Origin of the sequence: Qipengyuania flava (assembly GCF_019448255.1) — a bacterium.
Lineage (GTDB): Bacteria > Pseudomonadota > Alphaproteobacteria > Sphingomonadales > Sphingomonadaceae > Qipengyuania > Qipengyuania flava_A.
Genome location: NZ_CP080410.1, coordinates 1,904,917 through 1,931,906, shown reverse-complemented (window position 1 = coordinate 1,931,906; position 26,990 = coordinate 1,904,917). Strand labels below are relative to the sequence as shown.

The following is a 26,990-nucleotide window of genomic DNA, read 5'->3' as shown; positions in this document are numbered from 1 at the left end:
CCTATCGGCCATCCCTTCCGCGCGGGAAGCGCTGTGCTGTGTCGGGGACTTCCACCCAGGGGTGGCGGTTTTCTTCGAACACCGAACGGACAGGCCCGGCGCTTTCGTTCGATTCGATCGCGCCGACGGCAATGCCGATTCCGGCGGGGTGTTTCGCGGTCTTGAGCCAGAACGGCGTGCCGCACACCGGGCAGAAGCCGTGGGTGAGATCATCGCCGCTATCGGCCGTGCGGGTGTATTGGGTGGACGTGCCGCTGAGCTTCACATCCTCGGCTGCGAAATAGACCATCATGCCGAAGGGCGATCCGCTGCGGCGCTGGCAGGCCTTGCAGTGGCACATCACGCCGTGCCCTTCACCGGTGATGGTGGCGGTCAGTTGTCCGCATTGGCAGCGCGCTTCCATGGGTGAGGGTGTAAGCCATGGCGCAGGCAGAAGAAAGGCCCGCCTGCCAGAGTGGCAAGCGGGCCTTCCTGAATACCCTTGAGAAGGGTGGAAGAGCTTAGTCTTCCTTCTTCTTCAGCGCTTCGCCGAGGATGTCGCCGAGCGATGCGCCCGAATCCGACGAACCGAACTGAGCAACCGCTTCCTTCTCTTCAGCGATCTGACGCGCCTTGATCGAGAAGTTCGGCTTCTTCGAGCGGTCGAAACCGGTGACCATGGCGTCAACCTTGGCACCCGGCTGGAAGCGATCGGGACGCTGTTCGTCGCGGTCGCGGCCGAGGTCGCTGCGCTTGATGAAGCCGGTCGCGCCGTCTTCGCCAACCTGCACTTCGAGGCCGCCATCGCGGACTTCGAGGACGGTGACGGTGACGGTTTCGCCCTTGCGGAGCGAGCTGCCGGCGCCGGCTTCGGTCGGTGCACCCTTTTCGAGCTGCTTCATGCCGAGGCTGATGCGCTCCTTGTCGGTGTCGACGTCGAGAACGACGGCTTCGACCTGCTCGCCCTTGCGGTGCAGGGCGAGGGCGTCTTCACCCGAGATGCCCCAGGCGATGTCCGACATGTGGACCATGCCGTCGACGTCGCCATCGAGGCCGATGAACAGGCCGAATTCGGTGGCGTTCTTGACTTCGCCTTCGACCTTCGAGCCAACCGGGTGCTTCTCGGCGAACTCTTCCCACGGGTTGCGCTGGGCCTGCTTGAGGCCGAGGCTGATGCGACGCTTTTCGCTGTCGACTTCCAGGACCATGACTTCGACTTCCTGCGAGGTCGAGACGATCTTGCCCGGGTGGACGTTCTTCTTGGTCCAGCTCATTTCCGAAACGTGGACCAGGCCTTCGATGCCCGGCTCGATTTCGACGAATGCGCCGTATTCGGTGATGTTGGTGACGGTGCCCGTCATCTTCATGCCGACCGGGTACTTGGCGGCAACGCCGTCCCACGGATCCGATTCCAGCTGCTTCATGCCGAGGCTGATGCGCTGGGTTTCTTCGTTGATGCGGATGATCTGGACGGTCACGGTCTGGCCGATCTCGATCATTTCGCTCGGATGGTTGACGCGCTTGTAGCTCATGTCGGTGACGTGGAGCAGGCCGTCGATACCGCCGAGGTCGACGAAGGCGCCGTAGTCGGTGATGTTCTTGACGACGCCGTCGATCACCTGGCCTTCAGCCAGCTTGTCGATCAGTTCGCTGCGCTGTTCGGCGCGGGTTTCTTCGAGGACGGCGCGGCGCGAGACAACGATGTTGCCGCGGCGACGGTCCATCTTCAGGATCTGGAACGGCTGGGCCATGTCCATCAGCGGGGTGACATCGCGCACGGGGCGGATGTCGACCTGCGAACCAGGCAGGAAGGCCACGGCGCCGTCGAGGTCGACGGTGAAGCCGCCCTTGACGCGGCCGAAGATGCGGCCTTCGACGCGCTTGCCTTCGCCGAATTCGTTTTCGAGCTTGTCCCAGGCGGCTTCGCGGCGGGCGCGGTCGCGCGACAGCATCGCTTCGCCTTCGGCGTTTTCGACGCGGTCGACATAGACTTCGACTTCGTCACCGACCGAGGGAGCGGTTTCGTTTTCCGAGCGCTGGAATTCCTTGAGGTCGACGCGGCCTTCGCTTTTCAGGCCGACATCGATGTGTGCCATGCCGTTTTCGATGGCGGTGACGGTGCCCTTGACGACGCGGCCTTCGAAGCCGCCGTCATCGGCGCCACCGAGCTGCTCGTCGAGCATTGCCGCGAAATCGTCGCGGGTGGGGTTGGCGGAAGTTGCCATGGTTGAGTAGTCCTAACTAACGTTTGCTACCGGCCACCGGTTTTCCCGGGGTCTTTACCCGTCTCCGCCGCACCATTGCGGTGGCTAACGGGGCAAGAGGGCCGACGTCTCCGCGAGGCCGGATGCCGCCGCGAAGGTCCTTTCAATCGACAGATTGCGAGAACGGGCGCGCGCCTAGGCGAAAGCGCACGCGAAAGCAAGGGAAATGCGCCTCGATAGCGCTTGCCTCTAGCCCTTGTAGAGCATGGCGACATCGCACCGTTCGTAACGCGCCGCGTAGGTGTCCATTATATCGGGATCGTGCACGAATCCCAGTTTCTCGTAGAGATGGATCGCAGCCGCGCACTTGCGGTTGGTGAGTAGGTAGAGCTTCTCGGCACCCAGATGCTTGGCGCGGGAGATAGCGGCGCCTAGCAGGAACTCGCCCGCCTTGAGGCCTCGCGCGCTTTCGCGCACTCCCATCTTGGTCAGCTCGAAGGCCTGCGGCCCGGTCTTCTGGAGCGCGCAAGTGCCGACGATGCCCAGTCCTGAGGCCTCGACGAACAGAATGTCGCCGCCCGGAGCGATGATCCGTTCCTGCGGGTTCTCGAGCACTTCCCGGTCGGCCGTCTCGAGCGTGAACATCGCGTCGATCCATTCCCGGTTGATATCATGGAACTCGCGGGCGAGGGCGGGAGAGTAGGGGCGCAGCGTAAGGGGCGGCCCGGCAGTGCGCGCTGCACGCTGCGCGATAGAGGCCTCGGCTAGCGCCTGCTCGATCTGCGTTAACTGGCGGAGGAAATCCCCGTCGAGCTGCGATAGGATTTGCTGCGCGGCCGCACCGACCCTTGGCCACACCTCGCGCGCGATTACGCCGGCCATGCGTTCGCCTTCTTCTGTCAGCGCTATCAGGCGGCTGCGCTGGTCGTCGCAGGCTTCGTCTGTGGCGAGGCCAAGCTTCTTCAACTGGCCGACGGTACGGGTCATCCCCGGCTGGCTGGTGCCGCTCGCCTCGGCCAATTGGCCGACCGTCTTGGGTCCGGTCCTGAGCGCTGCCATGGCCGCCATGTGGCCGGGCTGGAGCGGGACGCCTGCTTCGGTCAGCACGCTGGCAGCGCCGGCCTGCATGCGCTCTCCGAGGCGCTTCAAGCGACTGCCGAGAAAAGCGGGACCCATCTGGGCAACGACATCGACCATGCGAATCTCCATAGCGTGCTATATAACATGGTATTTAAAATCAGGAGAAACGGCAAGACCGAGCCGTGTGGAGTTAGGAGATAGCGTGTTCGACGGCCGCGATGGCAGCGGCGATGGCCTCGTCCTTGCCGAGGTTGCTGGTGTCGATGACGTGGGCCTCCTCGGCCGGCACCAGCGGGGCCACCGCGCGGTTGCGGTCGCGTTCGTCGCGGCGGCGCAGGTCGTCGGCGATTTCGGCGAGGCTTACCGGTACGCCGCGCTGGCGCATTTCGAGGAAGCGCCGCTGGGCCCGCGCTTCGACGCTGGCGGTGATGAACAGCTTGGCCTCGGCCTCGGGTGCGATGACGGTGCCGATATCGCGCCCATCGAGCACCGCGCCGCCATCCTGCATGGCGAAGGCACGCTGGCGTTCGAACAGCGCCTGGCGCACCGCGGGGTGGACCGAGACCTGGCTGGCGAGGCCGCCGACCTCCTCGGACCGCAGGACGGGGTCTTCCAGCAGTCTGTCGTCAAAAGAGCAGGCCGCCAGCGCATCGGCCAGCGATTGCGGCTCGCCCCCGTCGCGGCGGCACTGATAGCCGACCGCGCGGTAAAGCAGGCCGGTGTCGAGATGGGGGAGGCCATAGTGCTCGGCGAGCGCCTTGGCGATGGTGCCCTTACCCGAGGCTGTGGGGCCGTCGACGGCGATAATCATGCGCGGTTCCTGCGCGCTTTGACCGCTTTCGCCAAGCCCCAGATCGCAATCGCTGCCCAGAAACCTTCGAGGACAAGGCTCGGCCAGTTGGTGTGGACCAGCAGCGACACGGTCAGCAACGCGGCACCGGTCAGATTGGTGCCGTGGAGTATGAAGGGGTTCGGCTCGTCCTTCCAGGTGAGATAGGCGTAGGCGCCGATGATGCAGGCGGTCCCGACGAAACCGATCAGCGAATAGACGTCGAGCCCGGTCACGCCGCCGCGCTTTCGAGCAGCGCCGTGAAATTGGGGAAGCTGGTCGCGATCGGTTCGAGGCTGTCGATCTGCACCCCGTCGCGGCTGACGAGCCCGGCAACGGCCATGCTCATCGCGATGCGGTGGTCGAGATGGGTTTCGACCTCGGCGTTGGCTGTTCCGCGCAAGGGTGCGCCGCCGCTGCCGGTGATGACCAGCCCATCCTCGCGCTCTTCCAGAGACACGCCGCTTGCAGAGAGGGCACTCGCCATGGCCGCGAGGCGGTCGCTTTCCTTGACGCGCAGTTCGTCGAGGCCGCTGGTGACCGTTGTGCCTTCAGCCATTGCCGCAGCGACGAAGAGGACGGGGAATTCGTCGATCATGCTGGGCGCGATCGCCGGGTCGACCTCTATGCCTTTGAGCTGCGCATGCCGCACACGCAGGTCGGCGACGGGCTCGCCGCCTACCTCTCGCTCATCCAGCTTCTCGATATTCGCGCCCATCTGGGCAAGTACGCGGAATATCCCGTCGCGGGTCGGGTTGAGGCCGACGTTCTCGATAACAAGGTCGCTCCCCGGCACGATGCTCGCGGCCACCGCGAAGAAGGCGGCGGAGGAGGGATCGCCGGGGACCGTGATGTCGCAAGGGGTAAGGTCGGCCGGGCCATGAATGCGGATGACGCGCTCGCCATCCGCCTCTTCGACGGTCAACTGGGCGCCAAACCCGCGCAGCATGCGTTCGGTGTGATCGCGTGTCGGCACCGGTTCGATGACCGTGGTGATCCCGGGCGTGTTGAGCCCGGCCAGCAGTACCGCGCTTTTCACCTGCGCGCTCGCCACGGGCAGGCGGTATTCGATCGGCACGGCCGGCTGCATGCCCTCCATCATCAGCGGCAGCGTTCCGCCGGGGGAGGGGGTGAAGTGTGCGCCCATGGTCGAGAGCGGGTCAATCACGCGGCCCATGGGACGCTTCGACAGGCTGGCATCGCCGGTGAAGGCCGCGGTGATGCCGTGGCTTGCGACTAGGCCCATCAGCAGGCGCGTGGAGGTGCCCGAATTGCCCATGTCGAGCGCCTGTTCGGGCTGCAGCAATCCGCCGACACCCACGCCGTCGACCACCCATTCGTCCCCGTCGCGCTCGATCCGCGCGCCCATGGCGCGCAGCGCGGCCGCCGTGGCAAGCACGTCCTCGCCCTCGAGCAGGCCCGAAATTCGGCTGCGCCCCACTGCCAGCGCGCCGAACATGAGGGAGCGGTGGCTGATCGATTTGTCGCCGGGCACACGGATGCGTCCGGTCAGCGGTCCGGCGGGCAGGAAGCGGTGGGCAGTCACGAAAGCGTATCCATATGAGGGCCAGCGCTTTGACAGCGCACATACGTTCTGGCAAGGCGCGCGCGCTGTAGATTCCTCCCCCTTTACTTTAGGCGGATGGAGCCCACCTTTATTCGAGAATTTCCGCCTCGCCGCGCCGGCGGGGCCAGCATCCAAGGATTACACATGGTCAAACCGGAATGGGGCACCAAGCGGACCTGCCCGAACTGCGGCACCCGCTTTTACGATCTGAACAAGGAAGATCCCGTCACCTGCATCGAATGCGGTGAAGAGTGGACGCCCGAGCCCGTGCTCAAGTCCAAGCAGCCGATCCTCGCCGAGGAAGAGAAGAAGGACAAGAAGGGCGAAGCGGACAGCGATCTGTCGGGCGATGACGATGACGATCTGGACCTCGACATCGACGAGGACGACGATTCGCCGGACAACGAGGTCGACCTCGGCGGCGACGACGATCTCGGCGTCGAAACGAAATCGAAGGGCGACGACGACGACGCGGACGAGTCCTGATTTTTTCTCTTGCGTTGCGCGGGGCGGCCTCATAAAGGGCTGCCTCCGCAAGGCTGGTGCGCCTCCCAGGGTGCACCGTTTGAAAAATGGCACGGGGCCTTAGCTCAGCTGGGAGAGCGCTACAATGGCATTGTAGAGGTCAGCGGTTCGATCCCGCTAGGCTCCACCATTTTCCCGGATCTGATGGTAGCAGGCCGTGGCGACGGCTGCGGCTTGCTTCCACCACACCCGGGTCAAAACTTGGGTTTCATCGGGGAAATCCCCACGCTGGCCGACGAGTTCTCGTCCGCCGGCGTTTTTCGCGTTTAATCGGGCCAGTCATGGTTCGATGAGGAGTAAACAGGCATGTTCGACAATCTGTCCGACCGCCTTGGCAATGTATTCGACCGCCTGAAAGGGCGCGGCGCGCTGTCGGAAAACGACGTGCGCGAGGCGATGCGCGAGATTCGCATCGCGCTGCTCGAAGCCGATGTGGCGCTGCCGGTTGTCCGCCGCTTCATCGATGCGGTCACCGAAAAGGCGATCGGGCAGGATGTCCTCAAGTCGGTCACGCCGGGCCAGCAGGTCGTCAAGATCGTCGACGATGAGCTCACCGCGATGCTCGGCGGCGGCGAAGATGCCGATCCTGCCGATCGCGAACTGAACTTCGCGGCCAAGCCGCCGGTCGTCATCATGATGGTCGGCCTGCAGGGTTCGGGTAAGACGACGACGACCGCCAAGCTCGGCAAGCTGATCAAGGAAAAGCACGGCAAGAAGGCGCTGATGGCGTCGCTCGACGTCAACCGTCCCGCCGCGCAGGAACAGCTCAAAGTGCTGGGCGAGCAGGTCGAAGTTGCGACGCTGCCGATCATCGAAGGCCAGCAGCCGGTCGACATCGCCCGCCGCGCGATGGACAGCGCGAAGCTTCAGTCGGCCGATGTGCTGCTGCTCGACACCGCAGGCCGCCTGCATGTCGACGAAGCGCTGATGGCCGAAATGAAGGCCATTTCGACCGTTTCCGCACCGACCGAAGTGCTGCTGGTTGTCGACAGCCTGACCGGCCAGGACGCGGTCAACGTCGCGCAGAGCTTTACCGGCGAAGTGCCGCTCACCGGTGTGGTGCTGACCCGCATGGACGGCGATGCCCGCGGCGGTGCGGCGCTTTCGATGCGCTATGTCACGGGCAAGCCGATCAAGTTTGCCGGCACGGGTGAAAAACTCGACCAGATCGAAGCCTTCGATCCCAAGCGCGTGGCCGGCCGCATTCTCGGCATGGGCGATGTTGTCAGCCTCGTCGAGAAGGCCGCCGAAACAATCAAGGCCGACGAGGCCGAAGCGCTCGCCAAGAAGATGGCGAAGGGCGAATTCGACCTCGAAGACCTTCGCATGCAGCTCAAGCAGATGCAGAACATGGGCGGCCTCGGCATGCTCGCCGGCATGCTCCCGGGCATGAAGAAGGCCAAGCAGGCCATGGCCGCCTCCAACATGGACGACCGTGTGCTGCTGCACATGGACGCGATCATCGGTTCGATGACTCCGAAAGAGCGCAAGAACCCCAAGCTGCTCAACGCCAAGCGCAAGAAGCGCGTCGCGGCCGGTTCGGGCACGCAGGTGCAGGACGTGAACAAGGTGCTCAAGATGCACCAGGAAATGTCCCGCGCGATGAAGCAGATCAAGAAAATGGGCGGTTTGAAGGGCCTCGGCGCGCTGTTCGGCGGCGGCGGGCTCGGGGCAGCGATGCCCGGTCTCGGTGGAGCTGGGGGCGGCCCGGGCGGCGGCCTTCCCGGCATGGGCGGCGGCAAGGGTCCGGGAGTGGATCCCAGCACGCTTCCGCCCGACCTTCAGGACCTCCTCAAGAAGAAATAAGTTTCAGACGTTTACATTCGAAAGGTAATACCAAATGGCAGTTGCAATCCGTCTTTCGCGTGGTGGTGCCAAGAAGCGCCCCTACTACCGCATCGTCGTTGCTGACTCGCGCTCGGCGCGTGACGGCAAGTACCTGGAGCAGATCGGCACCTACAACCCGATGCTGCCGAAGGATTCGGGCGAGCGCGTGAAGCTCAACGAAGACCGCGCGCGTCACTGGCTGTCGGTCGGCGCGAAGCCGTCGGACCGCGTCCACCGCTTCCTCGACGCCGCCGGCATCCTCGAGCGTGCGCCGCGCAACAACCCGAAGAAGGGTGAGCCGGGCGAAGCCGCCAAGGAACGCGCCGAAGAAAAGGCCGCCAAGATCGCTGAAGCCGAAGAAGCCGCCAAGGCTGCCGAGGAAGAAGCCAAGGCTGCTGCCGAAGCTCCGGCTGAAGAAGCTGCCGCTGAAGAAGCGCCGGCTGAAGAAGCCGCTGCTGAAGAAGCAACCGAAGACAAGGGCGAGTAACCCCCGCCCATGTCGGACAAGCCCCTCACGCTGGCCGCCGTCACCGGTGCGCATGGCGTGTCGGGCGAAGTCCGCCTGAAGCTGTTTGGCGAAGGCGTCGATGCGCTCAAGGCCATCAAGAGCTTCAACGAGGGTTCGCTGACCCTCAAGAAAATCCGCAGCGACAACAAGGGCGGTGCCATCGCGCGCTTTGCCGAGGTCTCCAATCGTACCTCGGCCGAGCAGCTGCGCGGCACCGCCCTTTCTGTTTCACGCGAGGCCTTGCCCACGCTGGATGAGGACGAGTTCTACTTCTCCGACCTTCTCGACCTCGCAGTCGTCACCGATACGGGCGAAGCGGTGGGCCGGGTGTGCGCGGTCGAGAACTTTGGCGCGACCGACATCGTCGAGATCGAAAAACCCGACGGCAAGAAGTTCATGGTCCCGCTGACCAAGCAGGCCGTGCCCGGCTGGACGACAACCGAGTTGACCATTTCGGAGGACTTCTGGGATAGATGATCGCCGGATGACGGCGCATTCCTCAGACCTCTGGCAACGCCTTGCCGCCTACGAGATCGGCCCCGCCGATGCGGCGTTCAGCTTTACCCAGCGCCTTTCGCGCGAAAACCGCTGGAGCGATGCGTTCACCGAGCGTGTGCTGCGCGAATACAAGCGCTTTTGCTACCTTGCGAAAACCGCCGGCCACCCGGTCACCCCCTCCGATGCAGTCGATCAGGCCTGGCACCTCCACCTGACTTACAGCCGCGACTATTGGGAGCGCTTCTGCCCGGAAGTGCTGGAGGCCGATTTCCACCATGGCCCGACCGCAGGCGGCAAGGTCGAGCGGGCGCGTTACTACGACCAGTACGCGGCGACGCTGAAAAGCTATGAGGACGCCTTCGGCGAAGCGCCGCCGGAGGACATTTGGCCCGATGCGCAGCGCCGCTTTGGAGCCGATCCCCTGTCTTTCCGCGTTAACCCGCGCGATGTAGTGGTTATGCCGAGGCGGCTTGCCGGCGCGCTGGCGATCGGCGCTATCGTTCTTGCCGCGGCGGCGGTTTTGCTGGGAGGTTGGGTACGGTGATCGAAGGCTTTTCCACCTACACGGGCGGCGATTTCCTCGCCTTCTATGCGCTCCTGCTGGTTGCAACGATCGTGGCCGGAGTCTGGCTGCCGGGCTTCCTGCGGTCCGACGGTTCGAACCGCCGAGTGACCGATCGCTACGACATGGCCTATCTCGTCGGCGGCCCGCGCCGCGTGACCGAAGCCGCGCTCGCGCAGTTGTTCGGCATCGATGCGATTGCCGCGGCGGGCGAGCGCAAGATGCGCGTGGTGCGGCAAGAGGGAGCGGAAAACGCGCTCGAAAAGGACCTGCTGCGCAAACCGGGCGATTTCGGCCTGACCGAAGCGCACAAGACCGTATCGCCTTACATTGAGGACATCGAGGAACGGCTGGTCCGCGGCGGCCTCCTCCTCGACAAGGGCGAGCGCAATCAGTTGCGCCTTGTCTCGGTCCTGCCCTATGTCGCGGTGCTCGCCGTCGGCTGGTATCGCCGCTCGGCCGGCGTCGCGGAAGGGGAGCCCGTCGGCTACCTCACCGCAGTGATGGTGGCCGCCGCCGTGTTTGGCTTCATCCGGCTGGTAAAGCTCGATCCGCGCACCCGCGGTGGGCTGGCTGCCGTGGCGGAAGGGAAGGCGGCGAGCAAACGCCTCAAGACCGCGCCCACCGGACCGGAGATGGGCTTCGGCGTGGCGCTGTTCGGTACGGCTATCCTTGCCGGCACGCCCTATTCGGAGCTCCACGCCATGCGCCAGGCTGCGACCAGCAGCGACAGCGGCTTTTCGAGCGATGATGGCGGCGATTCCGGGGGCGGAGACGGCGGCTGCGGTGGTGGCTGCGGGGGCTGCGGCTAAAGACCTCCCTAGCGCCAAACCTGCGCGGGATGGCCAACCCGCACATCGCGCGCTAACCGCTTGGTCCCATGACCACGCTTCCCGTCGCTATCGTCCAGGCCGCTCCCATCCCGCTCGCCATTGGCAATGGTATCGACAAGGCCGTGCGCCTTGCCCGCGAGGCAATCGAAGGCGGGGCAAAGCTTGTCGCCTTTGGAGAGACCTTCCTCGGCGGCTACCCGCTGTGGCTCGACGAGGCGCCCGGCGCGGCGCTGTGGGATCACCCGGGCACCAAGGCGCTGCATCGCATCCTGCTGGAACATGCAGTTGTCGCAAATGACGAGCGCCTCCTGCCTTTGCAGGAATTGTGCGACGCGACCGGCGCGGTGATCAGCATCGGCGCGCATGAGCGGATGCGGTCGAGCCTCTACAACAACCAGATGACTTTCCGGCCCGGCCTGCCGGTGCTCGACCACCGCAAGCTGGTGCCCACGCATGGCGAGCGGCTGGTCTGGATGCGCGGCGATGGCTCGACGCTCGGCGTTCATGAGGCCGAATGGGGCAGCGTCGGCAGCCTGATCTGCTGGGAGCACTGGATGCCCTTGGCGCGCGCCGCGATGCACAACCTCGGCGAGAGCGTGCATGTCGCTTGCTGGCCTACCGTGCGCGAGGAATACGCGCTCGCCAGCCGCCACTATGCGATGGAAGGCCGTTGCTTCGTGCTGGCGGCAGGACTGGTGCAGGCGAAGCACGATCTTTTCGACGGTCTGGAGCGTGCCGGCGGAGGCGAAAGCGCTGCAGCGCGCGAGCTGCTCGACGCTATCGAGGCGGAAACGCTCAACCGCGGGGGCTCGCTTATCATTGCACCCGATGCGCGCATCATCGCGCAGGCGGGCGAGGGCGAGGAAACGCTGTTCGCAGAGCTCGATCTTACCGAGATAGAGGAAGGCTTGGCTTCCCTCGACACCGACGGCCATTATTCGCGGCCTGATGTATTCGAGCTACGCGTGGACACGCGCGCGAAGAGCGGGGTGGAGTGGAATGATCGATAGTGCAGCCTTCCTGATCGGCAGCTACGGGGCGATGGCCGCAGGCCTCAGCATGACCATTGCAAAGGTCTCGCCGACCATTGGCCCCAAGATGCGCCATCTGTTTTCCGGCGCGGCCCCGCTCGCGGCCGTTCTTGCGACCCGGCTCGGCGGTGCCGACAGCGTGGTGCTTCAGGGCATGGACCTGTTCGCGGCTGGCGGGCTCGTGGTGCTGGGCGTGGTGACCTCGAGCGCGGTCGGCAAGGTCGTTCCGACCGCGGACGCCAAGGATCGCAAGCTTCTCTCGCGCTAAACTGCCCGGGATGGCGCTGCGGCGGATGTGCCGCTAAGGGCGCGGTCCATGAGTTTCGCCGCCACCATCCTGACCCTCTATCCCGAGATGTTTCCCGGGCCGCTGGGCGTGTCGCTCGCAGGCCGCGCGCTCGAGCGGGGCGACTGGTCGTGCGAGACCGTCCAGATCCGCGAATTCGCTAGGGACAAGCACCGCACGGTCGATGATACGCCGGCAGGCGGCGGCGCGGGCATGGTGCTCAAGCCCGATGTGCTTGGTCCTGCCATCGAAAGCGTAGGCGAGGGCAGGCCGATCCTCGCCATGACCCCGCGCGGGAAACCGATCACGCAGGCCCGTATCCGTGAGATCGCGGCAGGCCCCGGCGTTGCCATCCTGTGCGGCCGGTTCGAGGGCTTCGACGAACGGATTTTCGATCAGTACCCGCAGATCGAGCAGGTCAGCCTTGCCGACATCGTCCTGTCGGGCGGAGAGACCGCCGCGATCGCGATTCTCGACGCTTGCATTCGGCTGCTTCCCGGAGTAATGGGCGCGCCCACAAGCGGGCATGAGGAATCGTTCGAGGACGGTCTCCTGGAATACCCGCAATATACCCGACCTCAGGAATGGGAAGGGCGCACGATCCCTGAAGTGCTGCGATCGGGGGATCATGCGAAAATCGCTGCTTGGCGCAAGGCAAGGAGCGAAGACGATACACGGTTACGCAGGCCGGACCTTTGGGATCGCTACAGTGGCGATCGGGACCAGCCTGCCTCTGGCGCGCGGCGAAAAGACTAAGGACTTAGGTTCATGAACCTGATTCAGCAGCTCGAAGCGGAAGCGATCGAGAACCTCGGGAAGGACATTCCCGAATTCCGCGCCGGTGACACCGTGCGCGTTGGCGTGAAGGTTGTCGAAGGCACCCGTGAGCGTATCCAGAATTTCGAAGGCGTTGTCATTGCCCGCTCGAACCGCGGCATGGGCAGCAATTTCACCGTGCGCAAGATGAGCTTCGGTGAAGGCGTGGAACGTGTGTTCCCGCTTTACTCGCCGATCGTCGACAGCATCACCGTGGTCCGCCGCGGCGTGGTGCGTCGCGCCAAGCTCTACTACCTGCGTGGCCGTACCGGTAAGCGCGCTCGTATTGCCGAGCGCAAGGTCAACGCACCGAAGTAAGCGCACGACCCGCGTTTCTCTTCGCGAGAGAATTAAGGGCGGCCTCCCGGACATCCGGGAAGCCGCCCTTTTTCGTGGGGATCGTGAAGCGCACCGGACATGGCGCGCTTTCGAACAACCCCGCTTGGCCTGTGAGCCGGAAGTGGCCGCCCGGGGTCGAGGCCCTTTTCGCGCCCATGTCTTAGCCGGATTTCAACACACGCGCTTAACTAGAAATTCAGCATGTTCGCGCGCCCTTGCGCTCGCGCGCTGCCTTCTCCATCACTCGCGCCGAGAATGTGAGGAGAGATTTTTGCGTCACCCGACCTTTGCCGCCGCGCTTGCCCTTGGCATCGGCCTGTCCGCCCCTTCCCATGCCCAGACCCAGGAGATCGCGCCCATGGAGCTTACCTTCGAACGCGTCTTCGCTTCGCCCGACCTCGACGGCCCGGCGCCGCGCCAGGTGAAGCTGTCGCCCGATGGCCGCTATCTCACCCTTCTGCGCAACCGCGAGGATGACCGCGAGCGCTATGACCTGTGGGCCTATGACCGCGAGGCGGGCGAGTGGACCATGCTGGTGGACAGCGAAGCGCTGGGCACGGGCCGCGAGTTGTCGGAAGACGAGAAAATGCAGCGCGAGCGCGCGCGCGTCGGGAGCCTCAAGGGCATCATCGCCTATCAATGGACCGAAGACGGCACCGGCGTGCTCGTCCCGCTCGACGGGGACCTATACCTTGCCCGCCTTGGCGGCGAGGTCGTTCGCCTGACCGATACGGAAGAAAGCGAGCTCAATCCCGCGCTAAGCAGCGAGGGGCGCTATGTGTCCTTCGTGCGCGATCGCCAGCTGTGGGTCGGCGAAGTGGGTGCCGCTGCGAACCCGATTACGCCGAAGGAAGGCGAAGCCATCCGCTGGGGCGAAGCGGAATTCGTCGCGCAGGAAGAGATGGCGCGTCTCACGGGCTACTGGTGGAGCCCGGACGACAGCCGCATTGCCGTGCAGCGTTTCGATGAGAGCATGGTCGGCATCGTCACCCGGGCGGCGATCGGCGCGACCGGCACGCGGGTGTTCGACCAGCGCTATCCGGTCGCCGGAAGCGAGAACGCCGATGTCGAGCTTTACGTCATGGACCCGGACGGCACGAACAGGGTCAAGGTCAACCTCGACGACTTCCAGCACCCCAGTGTCTATACCGATGGCGATCCGACCGATTTCTACCTTGCGCGGGTGGATTGGGCGCCCGATGGCAGCGCGCTTTATGTCCAGCGCCAGAACCGCGAGCAGACCGTGCTCGACATGCTCCGGGTCGACCCTGCGACGGGCGCGGTATCACCGGTGTTTACCGAGCGCGCGGCGGTAGAGGATTACTGGATCAACCTCGGCGACGATTACAAGCTGCTGGACGATGGCAGCCTTGTCTGGTGGTCCGAGCGGGACGGCTTCGGGCACCTTTACCTCTATTCGGGAAGCGACGGCTGGGCGAGCTCGCGCCAGCTGACGCGCGGCAAATTCGTCGTGACCAAGCTGGTCGGGGTCGACCAGGATGCCGGGCGCCTGTTCTACACCGCCACGAGCGAGGAGGACCCGCTCGAGCAGCATATCTACAGCCTCGATTACTCCGATCCCGCGGCCAAACCCCAGCGGCTGACCGAAACCGGCTACACCCATTCGGCAACGATGGACGGGAAGGGGCAAACGCTTGTCATCACCCGTTCGAACGACGACACACCGCCGCACAGCTACATCGCCGACCAGCAGGGCGAGCGATTGGCATGGGTCGAGGAGAACGCGCTGGATGCCGATCATCCCTACGCCCCCTACCTCGCCAGCCACCGGCCCACGCAATACGGCACGATTACTGCTGAAGATGGAACGCCGCTCTACTGGGAGATGCTCACGCCCGAGATGGAGCCGGGCAAGCGCTATCCGGTCTATTTCTACCACTACAGCGGTCCAGGTCCGCAGATCGTGACCAAGGGCTGGAACGGCGCCCTGAGGCAGGCAATCGTCGACAAGGGCTACATCTGGTTCGCGCTCGACAACCGCGGCAGCGCCAACCGCGGCGTGGCCTTCGAGCAGCCGCTCTACCGCGCGATGGGCGGGGTCGAGGTTCGCGACCAGAAGGCAGGGGCGGAATTCCTCAAGACGCTCGATTTCGTCGATCCCGACAAGATCGCGATCGATGGCTGGTCCTACGGCGGCTATATGACATTGAAGCAGTTGCAGGCCGATCCGGGGCTCTATGCGGCCGGCATAAGCGGCGCGCCGGTGACCAAGTGGGAGCTTTATGACACCCATTACACCGAACGCTACATGGGCACGCCGCAGGCCGATGGGGATGCCTATGAGACCGCGTCAGCCATTCCCGATGCGACCACGATCACCGATCCGCTTCTGCTGATCCACGGCATGGCCGACGATAACGTGGTGTTCGAGAACGCGACCGAGATCATCTCGGTCATGCAGGAAGCCAACGTCCCCTTCGAGATGATGCTCTATCCCGGCTATACGCACCGCGTGTCGGGGCCGCAGATCAGCCCGCACCGATACAACACCGTGTTCCGCTTCCTCGAACGGCATGGCGTAACGCCGCCCGGAAACGAGGCGGAGTGAGCCTTTAGGCCGCGCAATCGAATGTGCGCTTGCGGGCGCGGCGGCAGTCGCTATCTCGGCGGCGCACAGAATATTGGAGACGCAAAGTGGGTTATCGTGTTGCCGTGGTCGGCGCGACCGGGAATGTCGGGCGCGAAATGATGATGGTGCTGGCCGAGCGGGAATTCCCGATCGACGAGATTGCAGCTGTCGCATCCAGCCGTTCGCACGGCTCCGAGGTCGAATTCGGTGACACCGGCAAGATGCTGAAATGCCGCAACATCGAGCATTTCGACTGGTCCGGCTGGGATATTGCCCTGTTCGCGGCCGGGAGTGGCCCGGCAAAGGAATACGCGCCCAAGGCCGCCGCCGCTGGCTGCGTCGTGATCGACAACAGCTCGCTCTACCGCATGGACCCGGATGTGCCGCTGATCGTGCCGGAAGTGAACCCCGATGCGATCCACGAGTATTCCAAGCGCAACATCATCGCCAACCCGAATTGCTCGACTGCGCAGCTGGTCGTGGCGCTGAAGCCGTTGCACGATGCGGCAAAGATCAAGCGCGTGGTCGTTTCGACCTACCAGTCGGTTTCCGGCGCGGGCAAGGCGGGCATGGACGAGCTGTTCGAGCAGAGCCGCAACATCTTCGTCGGAGATCCGGTCGAACCGGTGAAGTTCACCAAGCAGATCGCCTTCAACGTCATCCCGCACATCGACGTCTTCCTCGACGATGGTTCGACCAAGGAAGAATGGAAGATGGTGGTCGAAACCAAGAAGATCCTCGACCCCAAGATCAAGCTCACCGCGACCTGTGTGCGTGTGCCGGTCTTCGTCGGCCATTCGGAAGCGGTCAGCATCGAGTTCGAGAACGAGCTTTCGGCCGAGCAAGCCCAGGAAATCCTGCGCGAGGCGCCCGGCTGCATGCTGGTCGATAAGCGCGAGGACGGCGGCTACATCTCGCCGGTCGAAGCAGCCGGCGACAGCGCAACCTACATCAGCCGCGTGCGCGAGGACCCGACGGTCGAAAACGGCCTCAACCTGTGGTGCGTCTCGGACAATTTGCGCAAGGGTGCAGCGCTCAACGCGGTGCAGATCGCGGAACTCCTGGGCCGCGAGTGCCTTAAGAAGGGATGATGCGCACCGTCTCCCTTCTCGCCCTCCCGTTGCTCCTCCTTGCATGCTCGCAGGAGCCGGAAGGGGAAGCGCTGGAAACGCGTGACCTTGAAGGGAGCGAAGCGCCCCTGACCAATCCGCTCATCGAACGATTCGACAAGGCGCTGGTGGTCGTCGATGCGGACGGCCTTGGTCCCAAGGGCGCCGAGCCGTTCCGCTTCGGTGCGGAGCGCTCCGAGGTCGACGCCGCGCTGGAAGAGGCCTTTGGCGAGGCACCGAACCGCGAACGCAACGAGGAATGCGGGGCCGGGCCGATGGACTTCAGCCAGTTCGGCCCGCTGCAGGTCGCCTATATGGACGGCGAGCTGCGTGGCTGGTTCCTGCGCGAGGGCGATACGGTGGTGACGTCGGATGGCGTGCAGCCGGGTGTGACCACGCTCGAAGGCCTCAAGCTCGAACGGCAGGTGCGCGAACTCGACACGACGCTCCCGGGCGAGTTCGAATACACGACTAGCGCCTTTGGCACGATCACCGGCTTTGCCGAGGACGGGGCAAACGTAACAGCGCTTCAGGCCGGGATAAGCTGCTTCTTTCGCTAAGCCGCGATCTGCGTATAACAGGCGGCATGACCCTATCCGCCGACCTCTTCTTCAGCTTCCGCTCACCCTACAGCTACCTGTCGATGGGGCGGTACAAGACGATGGTCGAGACCTATGATCTCGACATCACCCTGCGCACCGTCTGGCCGATCGCCATTCGCGATCCCGACATCCTGTTTACCGGTAACCCGGCGGTCGGGCGCTATATCGTTATCGATTCCATGCGCTCGGCGCAGATGCTCGGCATTCCGATGAGCTGGCCGCGCCCCGACCCGGTGGTGCAAAACATGGTCACGCGCGAGATCGCTGAGGACCAGCCCTACATCTATCGCATCGGCCGGCTCGGACAGGCCGCGACCCGGCGCGGGAAGGGCCTTGCCTTCGCCTATGAAGCCTCGAAGCTGATCTGGTCGGGCGAGATCGACGGCTGGCACGAGGGCGACCACCTCGCCGGCGCGGCCGAACGAGCGGGTCTCGACCTTGCCGAGATGGACGCCGAAGTGGTCTCCGAAGCCGAAGCTCTCGATGCCGAGATCGAGGAAAACCAAAAGGCCCTCGAAGCCGCCGGCCATTGGGGTGTTCCGACTCTGGTGTTCGAAGGCGAGCCTTTCTTCGGCCAGGACCGGATCGCAATGGCCCAATGGCGTATGGAGCAAAAGGGCCTGACCAAGCGGTGAGGACCGAGTTTTTCGAAAGCTTCGACGGGACGCGTCTTGCCGTGCACCGGCATGGCGAGGGCAAGCCCTTCGTGCTGCTGCACGGCCTGTTTTCCAGCGCCGAGATGAACTGGATCAAGTGGGGCCATCACGAGGCAATCGCGGCGCGGGGGCTCGAGGTGCTCATGCTCGATTTCCGCGTGCATGGCGAAAGCGAAGCGCCGCATGATCCGGACCGATACCCGACAAACGTGCTGGTGCGCGACGTCGCCGCGCTGGTCGATCATTTCGGCCTTGAGAGCTACGACCTCGGAGGGTTTTCGCTCGGCGCGCGCACTTCGCTTCATGCAACGGCGCATGGCGTGCTGGAGCCCGAGCGGCTCGTCATCGGCGGGATGGGAACGGCAGGGCTCGGCGAATGGCACCGCCGCGCGGCCAAGTTCCGCCGCGTGATCGACGAGTTCGATGCGATCCCGCGCGGCGATCCGGACTATTTCTCGATGCAGTTCCTCAAGTCCCAGGGCGTGGACCGGGCCGCGGCGCGCCTGCTGCTCGACACCATGCCCGACCTCGATCTCGCGCTGCTGGATAACATCATGATGCCGACGCTGGTCGTGTGCGGCGATGAGGACCGGGACAATGGGTCGGCCGAGGAGCTTGCAAGGCTCCTGCCCCGCGCGGATTTCGTCGAAGTGCCCGGCACGCACATGAGTTCGGTGACCAAGCCGGATCTAGGGAAGGCCATGGCCGCCTGGTTGGGGGAGACTGCATGACATCACAGAAATCCGACATCCGCCTTTGGCTCTGGGGCCTCCTTGCCTTTGCCATCGTGATCGCGCTCAGCCTGGCGATCACCGCGCCAGAGGATGTTACGCTTGGCATTGCCGAACACCAGGCTGCCGGCAGCGCAGCGCGGGTGGACGAAATCCAGGCGCAATGGCGCGAGGGCGGGGTGCGAACGCTGGCGATCGTGGCCATGCTCGGTGATCTGGTCTTTATCGGGATCTATGGCTGGGGCAGCTGGCGTGCAGGGCGCAGCTTCATGGCCGGAACCGGGTCGGTCAGCATGCTGGGACTACTCGTGGCCATATCCGCGCTGGTCTTCCTCGTGACCGATTACACGGAAACGATCCTGCAGTTGATCCAGCTCATTCAGGACAAGGGCTCTGACGCGATGGCTGCGGTCGCCGCGACGGTGCGGCCGATCAAGATGCTGTCGTGGATCGCGACCTTTGGCGGAGTTCTGATGGCGCTCGCCATTCGTCGATTTGGCGCGCCCGCCGCTTGATAAAAACCGGTTGCAGGTGCAATCGCCTTGGCTGTGCAAACCAAGAACAGACTCACATCCGAGAGGACGCCCATGAAATTCGCAACCGTTGCGCTGTCCGCGCTGGCCATTTCGCTCGCCACCCCCGCGCTGGCCGACCATCATTCCGGCGGCGAGACCGCGGCCTCCGAGACCGCCTATCCCATGACGCCGCAGGGCGCGGCCGACTGGGTAGCCATGGTCGAGAAGACGATGTTCGATTTCTCGGTCGAATACGGCCGGGTGCTGTGGATCAACTCGACCTACATCATTCATGACAGCGACCAGCTGGCGGCGAAATACGGCGCCGAGGCGACCGAGATGTCGGTGCGCTTCGCCAATGAAGCGGCGAAATACGCCCGCGTCGAAGGTCTCGACCCCGAGGTCGCCCGCAAGCTCGATATGCTGCGCAACGGCATCGTGATGCCCGCGCCGGTGCGCGACGGGGCGGCGACCGAGCTGAACACGATCGCGACCCGGCTGGGCTCCGCTTACGGGCGCGGCAAGGGCACGCTCAATGGCGAAGAGATCAACGGCAGCGATATCGAAGCCGAGATGGGCAATCTCGATCGCACGCCTGCCGAAAAGGCCGAGATGTGGACCAGCTGGCACGACAATGTCGGGGCGCCCATGCGCGAGGACTACCAGCGCATGATCGCCATTGCGGGCGAGGGCGCTGAGGAGCTGGGCTTCGACGATCTGGGCGCCATGTGGCGGTCGAACTACGACATGTCGCCCGACCAGTTCGCGGCGGAAACCGAGCGCATGTGGCAGGAAGTGAAGCCGCTCTACATGGCGCTGCACACCTATGTCCGCGGCAAGCTCAACGAGAAGTACGGCGACGCGGTCCAGCCCGCCACCGGCCCGATCCGCGCCGACCTGCTCGGCAATATGTGGGCGCAGGAATGGGGCAACATCTACCCGCTGGTCGCGCCCGAAGGCGCGGGCGACATCGGCTATGACCTTACAGAGCTGATTGCGGAAAAGGACCTCGACGAGGTCGAGATGGTCCGCGTGGGCGAGCAGTTCTTCTCCTCGCTGGGCTTCGAGCCGCTTCCCGAAACCTTCTGGCAGCGCAGCCAGTTCGTGAAGCCGGCGGACCGCGAAGTGGTCTGCCACGCCAGCGCCTGGGACGTCGACAATGTCGATGATCTGCGCATCAAGATGTGCATCAAGCGCAACGCGGACGACTTCAAGGTCATCCATCACGAGCTTGGCCACAACTACTACCAGCGCGCCTACAACCAGCAGGACTACCTGTATCTCAACGGCGCGAACGATGGCTTCCACGAGGCCATTGGCGACATGATCGCTCTCTCGATCACGCCGGAGTACCTGGTGCAGATCGACATGCTTGATCGGGCGCAGGTGCCGAGCGCGGACAAGGACATCGGCCTGCTGCTGCGCGAGGCGATGGACAAGATCGCCTTCCTGCCGTTTGGCCTGCTGGTCGACCGCTATCGCTGGGAGCTGTTCAACGGCTCGATCCCTGAAGACCAGCTCAACAAGGGCTGGAACGACCTGCGCCTGCAGTACCAGGGCATCGTTCCGCCGGTGGAGCGCGACGAGACCAAGTTCGACGCTGGCGCGAAGTATCACATCCCGGGCAACGTGCCCTACACGCGCTACTTCCTCGCGCGGATCCTGCAGTTCCAGTTCTATAAGGCCGCCTGCGACCAGGCAGGCTGGGAAGGCCCGCTGCATCGCTGTTCGTTCTACGGCAACGAGGAGGTTGGCGAGAACCTCAACGCCATGCTCGAAATGGGCGCCAGCAAGCCTTGGCCCGATGCGCTGGAAGCCTTCACCGGCGAGCGACAGATGAGCGGCAAGGCGATGGCCGAGTACTTCGCGCCGCTTAAAGCCTGGCTCGACGAGCAGAACGCCGGGATGACTCAAGGATGGTAAGCCGTATCGCAATGATGCTCGCTCTCCCGGTGGCGGTCGCCTGTGCGCCCGTCGGCGGAGAGGCGGAAGCTCCCACACCCCTCGCGTCTAGCGAAGCGAGCGGTGCGCTGTTCGTGGCGGGCAAGTTCGGCGATACGCTGTCAAAGGTCGATCTCGCTAGCGGCGAGCAGGTTGTCAGCGTCGAGAGCTGCGCCAACCCGCACGAACTGGCCACCTCGCCCGACGAACAGTACGTCGCGCTGGCCTGCTACGGTGGGCAGACGGTCGATATCTTCCGCACCAGCGACCTGTCGCGCGTCTCCAGCATCGACCTTGGCGAAAACGCCCGACCGCACGGGATCGTGTGGCACGCGAACGGTGATCTCTACGCTACGGCCGAAGGGCGTCAGGCGATCTTCTGGATCCGCGATCCCATGGGAGCGGCCCAGACCTTCGAGTACGGCTCGGGCAAGCAGGGCACGCACATGCTGGCCGTGGCGCCGAGCGGCAACCACGCCTGGACGACCGATCTCGGCTCGCGCACGGTAACACGGATCGACTTGAAGACCCGCCGTGCGCCATTCTCGGTCGAAGTCGGGGAAGAGCCCGAAGGCATCTGGCTTTCCGGCGATGGTGAGACGCTGTGGGTTTCGGCGCGCGGATCGAACGCGGCCTTCATGCTCGATCCCGAATCGCTCGAGGTGCGCAAGCGGATCGAGACCGGCGCTTTCCCGCTGCGGATCACGCTGCGCCCGCAGGGCGATTTTGCGGTCACCTCCGATCTCGCGGATGGCGGCCTGACCGTAATCGATACGGCCAGCGGCGAGGTCGTGCGCCAGATTGCCGTCTCCAGCCCCGCAGAAGCTGAAGCGCGCACGCAGGTCACAATCCTCTTCTCTCCCGATGGCGAACGGATCTACGTGGCTGAAACCCGCAACGACACGATCGCCGAGGTCGATTTCGCCACGGGCGAGGTTCTGCGCCGCCTGCCGGGCGACGGCGGCGGTGATGGGATTGCGATCATCGAATGAGCGCCAAACGCAAGGAGCTGCCCGTGGTGGGTTGGCGCGAGCTGGTCCACCTGCCGGAGCTCGGCCTTTCCGGTATCCCTGCAAAGATCGATACGGGCGCCCGCACATCCTCGCTTCACGGCGAGGTGCTCGAAGAGATCGTCCGGGACGGCGAGAAATACGTCCGCTTTGCCGTCGACTGGGACGGCGAGCGGCGTGAGTGCGAGGCGGTGCATGTCGATGTGCGCGGGATCACGAGCTCGAACGGCAAGACCCAGTACCGCTATGTCATCAAGACCCCGATGCGCATCGGGGACGTCGAATTTCGCGCGGAAGTCAGCCTTGCCGACCGCAGCGACATGAAGTTTCCCATGCTGATCGGCCGCTCCTCGTTGCGTCGCCGCTTTGTCGTCGACAGCGGCTATTCCTGGCTGCAGACGCCGGAAATGAAGATCAAGAAAGGCCACAAGCCATGAAAATCGCCATGCTGGCGCGCAACCCCAACCTCTACTCGCACAAGCGCCTGAAAGAGGCCGCCGAGGCCCGGGGTCACGAACTGGACATCCTCAACACCTTGCGCTGCACGGTCCATATCGCCAGCCATCGGCCCGAGGTGTATTACAACGGCGAGCCGTGTGTCGGATATGACGCGGTTATCCCGCGCATCGGGGCCTCCATCACCAACTATGGCCTTGCCATCCTGCGGCAGTTCGAAATGCGCGGCTGCTGGCCCTTGAACGAAAGCGTCGCCATCGGCCGCAGCCGCGACAAGCTTCGCTCCATGCAGATCCTGGCAAAGCACGGCCTTGGCCTGCCACTGACGGCCTATGCCAATGATCCCAAGCAGGCGGAGGAAATCATCAAGGCGGTCAAGGGTCCGCCAGTCGTTATCAAGCTGCTCGAGGGCACGCAGGGTATTGGCGTCGTGCTTGCCGAAACCATGTCCTCGGCAAAGTCGGTGATCGAGGCCTTCCGCGGCGCCAATGTGAACATCCTGGTGCAGGAGTTTATCAAGGAAGCCGGCGGTACCGACATTCGCGCGCTGGTGGTTGGCGGCAAGGTCGTCGCGGCGATGAAACGCACCGGTGCAGCGGACGATTTCCGATCCAACCTGCACCGCGGCGGAAGCGCGGAACTCGCCAAGATTACCCCCGCCGAGCGGGCCACCGCCGTCTCTGCCGCCAAGCGCATGGGGCTCAACGTGTGCGGCGTCGACATGCTGCGCTCCAATCACGGGCCGGTGATCATGGAAGTAAACAGCTCGCCCGGACTTGAAGGGATCGAGAAGGCGACGGGTAAGGATATCGCCGGAATGATCATTGAATTCATGGAAAAAAGTGCGAAGGACGGGAAGACAAAGACAAAGGGGAAGGGTTGATGAAAAACGCATGTATCGGGCTGGCGCTGGCAGCGATCGCCGCGCCCTCGCTGGCACAGGACCAGGCCATGGTCAGCGCTGAAGATCCAGAAGGTCTCGTGGCCGCGCTGGACATGGCAGGCTATGATCCCGAACTCGGCACCGACGCCGCTGGCGATCCCAAGATTACGCTCGATATTGGCGGGCGCTCGGCCGGTCTGTTCTTCTACGGCTGCGACGAGACCACCAATGATGGCTGCGACTCGGTCCAGTTCAGCATCGGTTTCGACCGGGCCAAGCCATGGACTGCGGACGAGGCGATCCAGCTCTCGACGCGCTTCCGCTACGCCGCTGTCAGCCTGGACGATGAAGGCGATCCCTTCCTTACCTGGGACGTGGTGACCGGCGAGGGCATCCCGACCAAGGTCTTCCTGCGATCGGTGCTGGCGTTCACCAGCGTGGTCGAGGATGCCGAGAACATCATCTTTGCCGAAGAACGCGCGGAAGAGGGCGAATAGCCCTGCGCGATGGAGGGTGGCGACGGGGGTGTCCCTAGGCGTTGCGCACCATCAACCCGCCATCGACCGGGATCACCGCGCCGGTAATGAAACTCGCGGCGGGGAGCACCAGCGACAGCGTCATATGCGCGACCTCTTCGGGCTCGCCATAGCGTTTCAACGCGGTGCGGCGCTTGGCGTAGATGATCTTGTGTTCGTCGGGGATGGCTGCGGTCATGTTGGTCTTGATCGGGCCCGGGCAGATGCAATTGACCGTGATGCCCTCAGGACCGAGATCGACGGCCAGTCCGCGCGTCAGGCCAGTTACGCCGGTCTTTGACGCGACATAGGGGGTGAGCCCGGGCGTCGCGCCCAGGCCTTCTGTGCTGGCGATGTTTACGATGCGCGCCGCGTCGCTCTTGCGCAGGTGGGGCAGGGCGGCGCGCACCATGCGCTGGTGCGCGGTCAGCATGACCGCAAGGGCGCTGTGCCAGACATTCTCGTACTCCTCGCCCCCGTCGAGCGAGGCGTGCCGCGAGATGCCGGCGTTGTTCACGAGGATATCGATCCGCCCCATGTCCGCCGCGATCTGTGCAACCGTGGCGGCGATGGCGCCCTTGTCGGACACGTCGAGCGCATAGGGCCGCGCGTTGGTCCCGCATTCGCGCGCAACCTCCTGGCAGGCGGCAAGGTCGAGGTCGGTCACCGCCACCTTCGCGCCCTCGGAGGCGAACAGCTTGGCGGTGGCGCGTCCCATGCCGCTTGCGGCCCCGGTGACAATGGCAACCCGCCCGGCAATCGAGCGCGAGCGGTTCGGCGTATCGGTCATGTCTCTCTCCCGTTTCGCAGGAGAGACTATCGCAGGATCACTCCGCCGTCATGGGACAAACGCCGTTCTTTGACTTAGCTGTGTTGCTGACGTAATACGGAATAGCAGATAAGCGGAGATCCAGCATGCAGACCCTATCAACGAGCCGTTGGACCGGCGCCGCACTCCTGGCTGGCGTTGTACTGGGCATCGTTAACGCGGTGAGCGTTTCGCCGGGTATCGACATCAACCTTTCGGGCGATTTCCGTGCGACGGCGGAAGCGATGCTCCAGTCTCCGGATCGATTGCAAGCGCGCGGCTGGATGCTGATGGCGATTTTCGCCTGCCAGGCAGCAAGCCTTTCGGGTTTCTACCTGCTGACCCGTAATCGCAGCCCGCTTCCTGCAATTTGGGCACTGCTTGCCGGGCTTGTGGCGGCAAAATTCTCGCTCTCGGCTTCGGTCAATGCCTTTGCCGCCGGGAAGCTGGCCAGCGGTGTTTTGGCCCCTGACAGCGCGTCGGCTCACGCAGTGATGGAGACCGTGGCCAATCATTCGAGCTTCCACCTCGCGCTGGTACTATCGAGCCTTGCGAGCGCAGTTTTTTACGGCGTTTTCCTTCGCTTTCGCCTCTTGCCACCCCTGCTCGCCGGGTTCGGCCTGTTCGCCTCGCTGTTTGTTTCAGCCACCATAGTCGGGCGCGATTTCGTGGCAGTGCTGGGGCATGACGCTTTTACCGCTGCGATCATGGGCGCAAACCTGATCGCCATAGTGGCGACCGGCTTGTACCTGATCGTGAAGGGCGTTCGGGAGGGCGTGCCCTCCGCCGCGACTACCGGAACGGAGGCTCGTTGAAAGCGCGCAGCTTGCGGCTGTGGAGGCGGGGGCCTTCTTCGCGCAGCAGCTTGCAGGCGGTGACGCCGATCTGGAGGTGGGCGGCAATCGCCTCCTCGTAAAAGGCGTTGGCCTGTCCGGGCAGCTTGATCTCGCCGTGCAGCGGCTTGTCCGACACGCACAGCAACGTGCCGTAGGGCACGCGGAAGCGGTATCCCTGGCCGGCGATGGTCGCGCTTTCCATGTCGACGCCGACCGCACGGCTGAGGCTCATGCGCTTGGCCGACTGGGTGAAGCGAAGCTCCCAGTTGCGATCGTCGGTGGTGACAACGGTGCCGGTGCGCATGCGCTTCTTGAGGTCGGCGCCGTGCTCGCCCGACACCTCTTCCGCTGCACCGGCCAGCGCCTGCTGGACCTCGGCAATGGCAGGAAGGGGGATCTCTGGCGGCAGGACCGGATCAAGCACATGATCGTCGCGCAGATAGGCGTGGGCAAGCACGTAGTCGCCGATCTTCTGGCTCGGGCGCAGGCCGCCGCAGTGGCCGATCATCAGCCAGGCTTCGGGGCGCAGGACGGCAAGGTGGTCGCAGATCGTCTTGGCGTTGGACGGGCCGACGCCGATGTTGACCAGCGTGATGCCTTCCTTGTTCGGGCCGACAAGGTGGTAGGCGGGCATCTGGTGGCGCCGCCATGCGGTATCGGAAAGCTGCTCGCGCGCGTTGTCGGTTTTCTCGGTCAGCAGCAGGCCGCCGGCGCCGGCCAGCGCGGTGTAGCCGTTGGAGCCGAGCTGTGAGCCGGCCCAGTCAACGAATTCATCGACATAGCGATGGTAGTTAGTGAACAGGATGAAGCGCTGGAAGTGTTCGGTGCTGGTGCCGGTGTAATGCGCGAGGCGCGCCAGGCTGAAATCGGTCCGCAGCCCGTCGAAGAGCGACAGGGGGATCGGATCCTCGTCGTTTTCCAGCACGATGCCGTCGGCCAGTTCGTCGCCAATGTCGGCGAGCTCGGTCGAGGGGAAGTGCCGCGCGATGAGATTGGGATCGACCCCGACCAGTTCCGCGCCGGCTTCGCCGTCGAGGACATAGGGGAAGGGGATCTCCTGCTTGGAGGAGCCCACTTCGACCTCGATCTCGTAATTTTCCGAGATCAGCTCCAGCTGCTCGCGCAGGTAGTCGCGGAACAGGGCGGGGCGCGTGACGGTGGTTGTGTAGAGCCCCGGCGCGTTCAGCCGGCCGAAGGCGCGGTTGCGGTCTTCGGGCTGGTCGCCGCCGCGAAAGCGCAGGCGCAGCTCGGGATAAGAGTAGCTGCCGTCGCTGCGGCGTTCGGGCGCCGGGAGGGCGCGCTCGCGTCCGAAGGCGATCACGTCTTCGCGCAGGCGTTCTACCGCTGCGTCGTAAATGGTCTCGAGCCGGTCGAGTGTCTGTTCAATCGTTTCCATGGGCGTTTCTCCTGCCTCTTGTTGTTTTCGAATGTGTGTCGCCGCCCAAGATAGGTAC

The 26,990-nt window shown here is 64.4% G+C and carries 30 protein-coding genes and 1 tRNA gene; 23 read left to right on the top strand and 8 right to left on the bottom strand.

Annotated elements, in window-relative coordinates:
- Position 1: 1 nt before the first annotated feature.
- The 6 genes from KUV82_RS09525 to aroA form a co-directional block, all read right to left on the bottom strand.
- A complete protein-coding gene (locus tag KUV82_RS09525; RefSeq protein WP_219954057.1) occupies positions 2-403 on the bottom strand; it encodes a GFA family protein in 402 nt (133 codons plus the stop codon).
- 97 nt (positions 404-500) lie between these two features.
- The gene (rpsA, locus tag KUV82_RS09520) at positions 501-2,204 is read right to left on the bottom strand and encodes a 30S ribosomal protein S1 (RefSeq protein ID WP_219954056.1); all 1,704 of its coding nucleotides are present in this window, start codon (positions 2,202-2,204) and stop codon (positions 501-503) included.
- Positions 2,205-2,432: 228 nt separating this feature from the next.
- Positions 2,433-3,380, bottom strand: a complete 948-nt coding sequence (locus KUV82_RS09515) for a bifunctional helix-turn-helix transcriptional regulator/GNAT family N-acetyltransferase (RefSeq protein WP_219954055.1) — start codon at positions 3,378-3,380, stop codon at positions 2,433-2,435.
- Positions 3,381-3,453: 73 nt separating this feature from the next.
- Entirely contained in the window at positions 3,454-4,074 is a 621-nt protein-coding gene (gene cmk, locus KUV82_RS09510) for a (d)CMP kinase (protein WP_219954054.1), read from the bottom strand.
- On the bottom strand, positions 4,071-4,328 hold the full coding sequence (locus tag KUV82_RS09505) for a CBU_0592 family membrane protein (RefSeq protein WP_219954053.1): 258 nt from the start codon (positions 4,326-4,328) through the stop codon (positions 4,071-4,073). The genes cmk and KUV82_RS09505 overlap by 4 nt, the downstream gene beginning before the upstream one ends.
- Entirely contained in the window at positions 4,325-5,638 is a 1,314-nt protein-coding gene (gene aroA, locus KUV82_RS09500; RefSeq protein ID WP_219954052.1) for a 3-phosphoshikimate 1-carboxyvinyltransferase, read from the bottom strand. The genes KUV82_RS09505 and aroA overlap by 4 nt, the downstream gene beginning before the upstream one ends.
- A 165-nt stretch (positions 5,639-5,803) precedes the next feature.
- On the opposite strand from aroA, the gene KUV82_RS09495 reads away from it, so the two are divergent.
- The 22 genes from KUV82_RS09495 to KUV82_RS09390 all read left to right on the top strand — a co-directional run bounded on the left by KUV82_RS09495 (position 5,804) and on the right by KUV82_RS09390 (position 23,874).
- The gene (locus KUV82_RS09495; RefSeq protein ID WP_219954051.1) at positions 5,804-6,145 is read left to right on the top strand and encodes a TIGR02300 family protein; all 342 of its coding nucleotides are present in this window, start codon (positions 5,804-5,806) and stop codon (positions 6,143-6,145) included.
- A gap of 93 nt (positions 6,146-6,238) precedes the next feature.
- Positions 6,239-6,314, top strand: a tRNA-Ala gene (locus tag KUV82_RS09490).
- Between the two features lie 176 nt (positions 6,315-6,490).
- The gene (gene ffh, locus KUV82_RS09485; protein WP_219954050.1) at positions 6,491-7,990 is read left to right on the top strand and encodes a signal recognition particle protein; all 1,500 of its coding nucleotides are present in this window, start codon (positions 6,491-6,493) and stop codon (positions 7,988-7,990) included.
- 34 nt (positions 7,991-8,024) lie between these two features.
- The gene (rpsP, locus tag KUV82_RS09480) at positions 8,025-8,498 is read left to right on the top strand and encodes a 30S ribosomal protein S16 (RefSeq protein WP_219954049.1); all 474 of its coding nucleotides are present in this window, start codon (positions 8,025-8,027) and stop codon (positions 8,496-8,498) included.
- A gap of 9 nt (positions 8,499-8,507) precedes the next feature.
- On the top strand, positions 8,508-8,996 hold the full coding sequence (gene rimM / locus KUV82_RS09475; RefSeq protein WP_219954048.1) for a ribosome maturation factor RimM: 489 nt from the start codon (positions 8,508-8,510) through the stop codon (positions 8,994-8,996).
- A gap of 7 nt (positions 8,997-9,003) precedes the next feature.
- Positions 9,004-9,561: a glycine-rich domain-containing protein gene (locus KUV82_RS09470; RefSeq protein ID WP_219954047.1), complete on the top strand. Its 558-nt coding sequence runs from the start codon at positions 9,004-9,006 to the stop codon at positions 9,559-9,561.
- Complete coding sequence (locus tag KUV82_RS09465) at positions 9,558-10,391, top strand: TIGR04222 domain-containing membrane protein (RefSeq protein ID WP_219954046.1); 834 nt, start codon at positions 9,558-9,560, stop codon at positions 10,389-10,391. Before KUV82_RS09470 ends, KUV82_RS09465 begins: the two co-directional genes overlap by 4 nt.
- A 68-nt stretch (positions 10,392-10,459) precedes the next feature.
- The gene (locus KUV82_RS09460; protein ID WP_219954045.1) at positions 10,460-11,422 is read left to right on the top strand and encodes a carbon-nitrogen hydrolase family protein; all 963 of its coding nucleotides are present in this window, start codon (positions 10,460-10,462) and stop codon (positions 11,420-11,422) included.
- Complete coding sequence (locus KUV82_RS09455) at positions 11,412-11,711, top strand: hypothetical protein (RefSeq protein ID WP_219954044.1); 300 nt, start codon at positions 11,412-11,414, stop codon at positions 11,709-11,711. The genes KUV82_RS09460 and KUV82_RS09455 overlap by 11 nt, the downstream gene beginning before the upstream one ends.
- A 48-nt stretch (positions 11,712-11,759) precedes the next feature.
- A complete protein-coding gene (gene trmD, locus KUV82_RS09450; protein ID WP_219954043.1) occupies positions 11,760-12,485 on the top strand; it encodes a tRNA (guanosine(37)-N1)-methyltransferase TrmD in 726 nt (241 codons plus the stop codon).
- Between the two features lie 12 nt (positions 12,486-12,497).
- A complete protein-coding gene (gene rplS, locus KUV82_RS09445; protein WP_309148072.1) occupies positions 12,498-12,863 on the top strand; it encodes a 50S ribosomal protein L19 in 366 nt (121 codons plus the stop codon).
- Positions 12,864-13,155: 292 nt separating this feature from the next.
- A complete protein-coding gene (locus KUV82_RS09440) occupies positions 13,156-15,453 on the top strand; it encodes a S9 family peptidase (protein ID WP_219954042.1) in 2,298 nt (765 codons plus the stop codon).
- Between the two features lie 86 nt (positions 15,454-15,539).
- Positions 15,540-16,565: an aspartate-semialdehyde dehydrogenase gene (locus KUV82_RS09435; RefSeq protein WP_219954041.1), complete on the top strand. Its 1,026-nt coding sequence runs from the start codon at positions 15,540-15,542 to the stop codon at positions 16,563-16,565.
- Positions 16,562-17,143, top strand: a complete 582-nt coding sequence (locus tag KUV82_RS09430) for a hypothetical protein (protein WP_219954040.1) — start codon at positions 16,562-16,564, stop codon at positions 17,141-17,143. The genes KUV82_RS09435 and KUV82_RS09430 overlap by 4 nt, the downstream gene beginning before the upstream one ends.
- 26 nt (positions 17,144-17,169) lie before the next feature.
- The gene (locus tag KUV82_RS09425; RefSeq protein WP_219954039.1) at positions 17,170-17,820 is read left to right on the top strand and encodes a 2-hydroxychromene-2-carboxylate isomerase; all 651 of its coding nucleotides are present in this window, start codon (positions 17,170-17,172) and stop codon (positions 17,818-17,820) included.
- Positions 17,817-18,572: an alpha/beta fold hydrolase gene (locus tag KUV82_RS09420; protein ID WP_258319708.1), complete on the top strand. Its 756-nt coding sequence runs from the start codon at positions 17,817-17,819 to the stop codon at positions 18,570-18,572. Before KUV82_RS09425 ends, KUV82_RS09420 begins: the two co-directional genes overlap by 4 nt.
- Positions 18,569-19,087, top strand: a complete 519-nt coding sequence (locus KUV82_RS09415; protein WP_219954037.1) for a hypothetical protein — start codon at positions 18,569-18,571, stop codon at positions 19,085-19,087. The genes KUV82_RS09420 and KUV82_RS09415 overlap by 4 nt, the downstream gene beginning before the upstream one ends.
- Before the next feature lie 72 nt (positions 19,088-19,159).
- A complete protein-coding gene (locus KUV82_RS09410) occupies positions 19,160-21,010 on the top strand; it encodes a M2 family metallopeptidase (protein ID WP_219954036.1) in 1,851 nt (616 codons plus the stop codon).
- A gap of 11 nt (positions 21,011-21,021) precedes the next feature.
- Positions 21,022-22,020 carry a YncE family protein gene (locus KUV82_RS09405; protein WP_219954035.1) on the top strand — a complete coding sequence of 333 codons (999 nt, stop codon included), beginning with the start codon at positions 21,022-21,024 and terminating at the stop codon, positions 22,018-22,020.
- Positions 22,017-22,475 (top strand): ATP-dependent zinc protease family protein, encoded by a 459-nt coding sequence (locus KUV82_RS09400; protein ID WP_219954034.1) that lies wholly within the window; start codon positions 22,017-22,019, stop codon positions 22,473-22,475. Before KUV82_RS09405 ends, KUV82_RS09400 begins: the two co-directional genes overlap by 4 nt.
- Positions 22,472-23,377, top strand: coding sequence for a 30S ribosomal protein S6--L-glutamate ligase (gene rimK / locus KUV82_RS09395; RefSeq protein ID WP_219954033.1), 906 nt, complete (start codon positions 22,472-22,474; stop codon positions 23,375-23,377). The genes KUV82_RS09400 and rimK overlap by 4 nt, the downstream gene beginning before the upstream one ends.
- Positions 23,377-23,874 (top strand): YbjN domain-containing protein, encoded by a 498-nt coding sequence (locus KUV82_RS09390; protein ID WP_219954032.1) that lies wholly within the window; start codon positions 23,377-23,379, stop codon positions 23,872-23,874. The genes rimK and KUV82_RS09390 overlap by 1 nt, the downstream gene beginning before the upstream one ends.
- A 34-nt stretch (positions 23,875-23,908) precedes the next feature.
- Here the strand turns inward: KUV82_RS09390 and KUV82_RS09385 are convergent, their stop codons facing one another.
- On the bottom strand, positions 23,909-24,682 hold the full coding sequence (locus KUV82_RS09385) for an SDR family NAD(P)-dependent oxidoreductase (protein ID WP_219954031.1): 774 nt from the start codon (positions 24,680-24,682) through the stop codon (positions 23,909-23,911).
- Between the two features lie 125 nt (positions 24,683-24,807).
- Here KUV82_RS09385 and KUV82_RS09380 point away from each other — a divergent pair, with 125 nt between their 5' ends.
- Positions 24,808-25,515, top strand: a complete 708-nt coding sequence (locus tag KUV82_RS09380) for a DUF4386 family protein (protein WP_219954030.1) — start codon at positions 24,808-24,810, stop codon at positions 25,513-25,515.
- Here the strand turns inward: KUV82_RS09380 and KUV82_RS09375 are convergent.
- Positions 25,493-26,932, bottom strand: coding sequence for an AMP nucleosidase (locus KUV82_RS09375; RefSeq protein ID WP_219954029.1), 1,440 nt, complete (start codon positions 26,930-26,932; stop codon positions 25,493-25,495). The two genes, KUV82_RS09380 and KUV82_RS09375, sit on opposite strands and share 23 nt — an antisense overlap.
- Between the last annotated feature and the right edge of the window lie 58 nt (positions 26,933-26,990).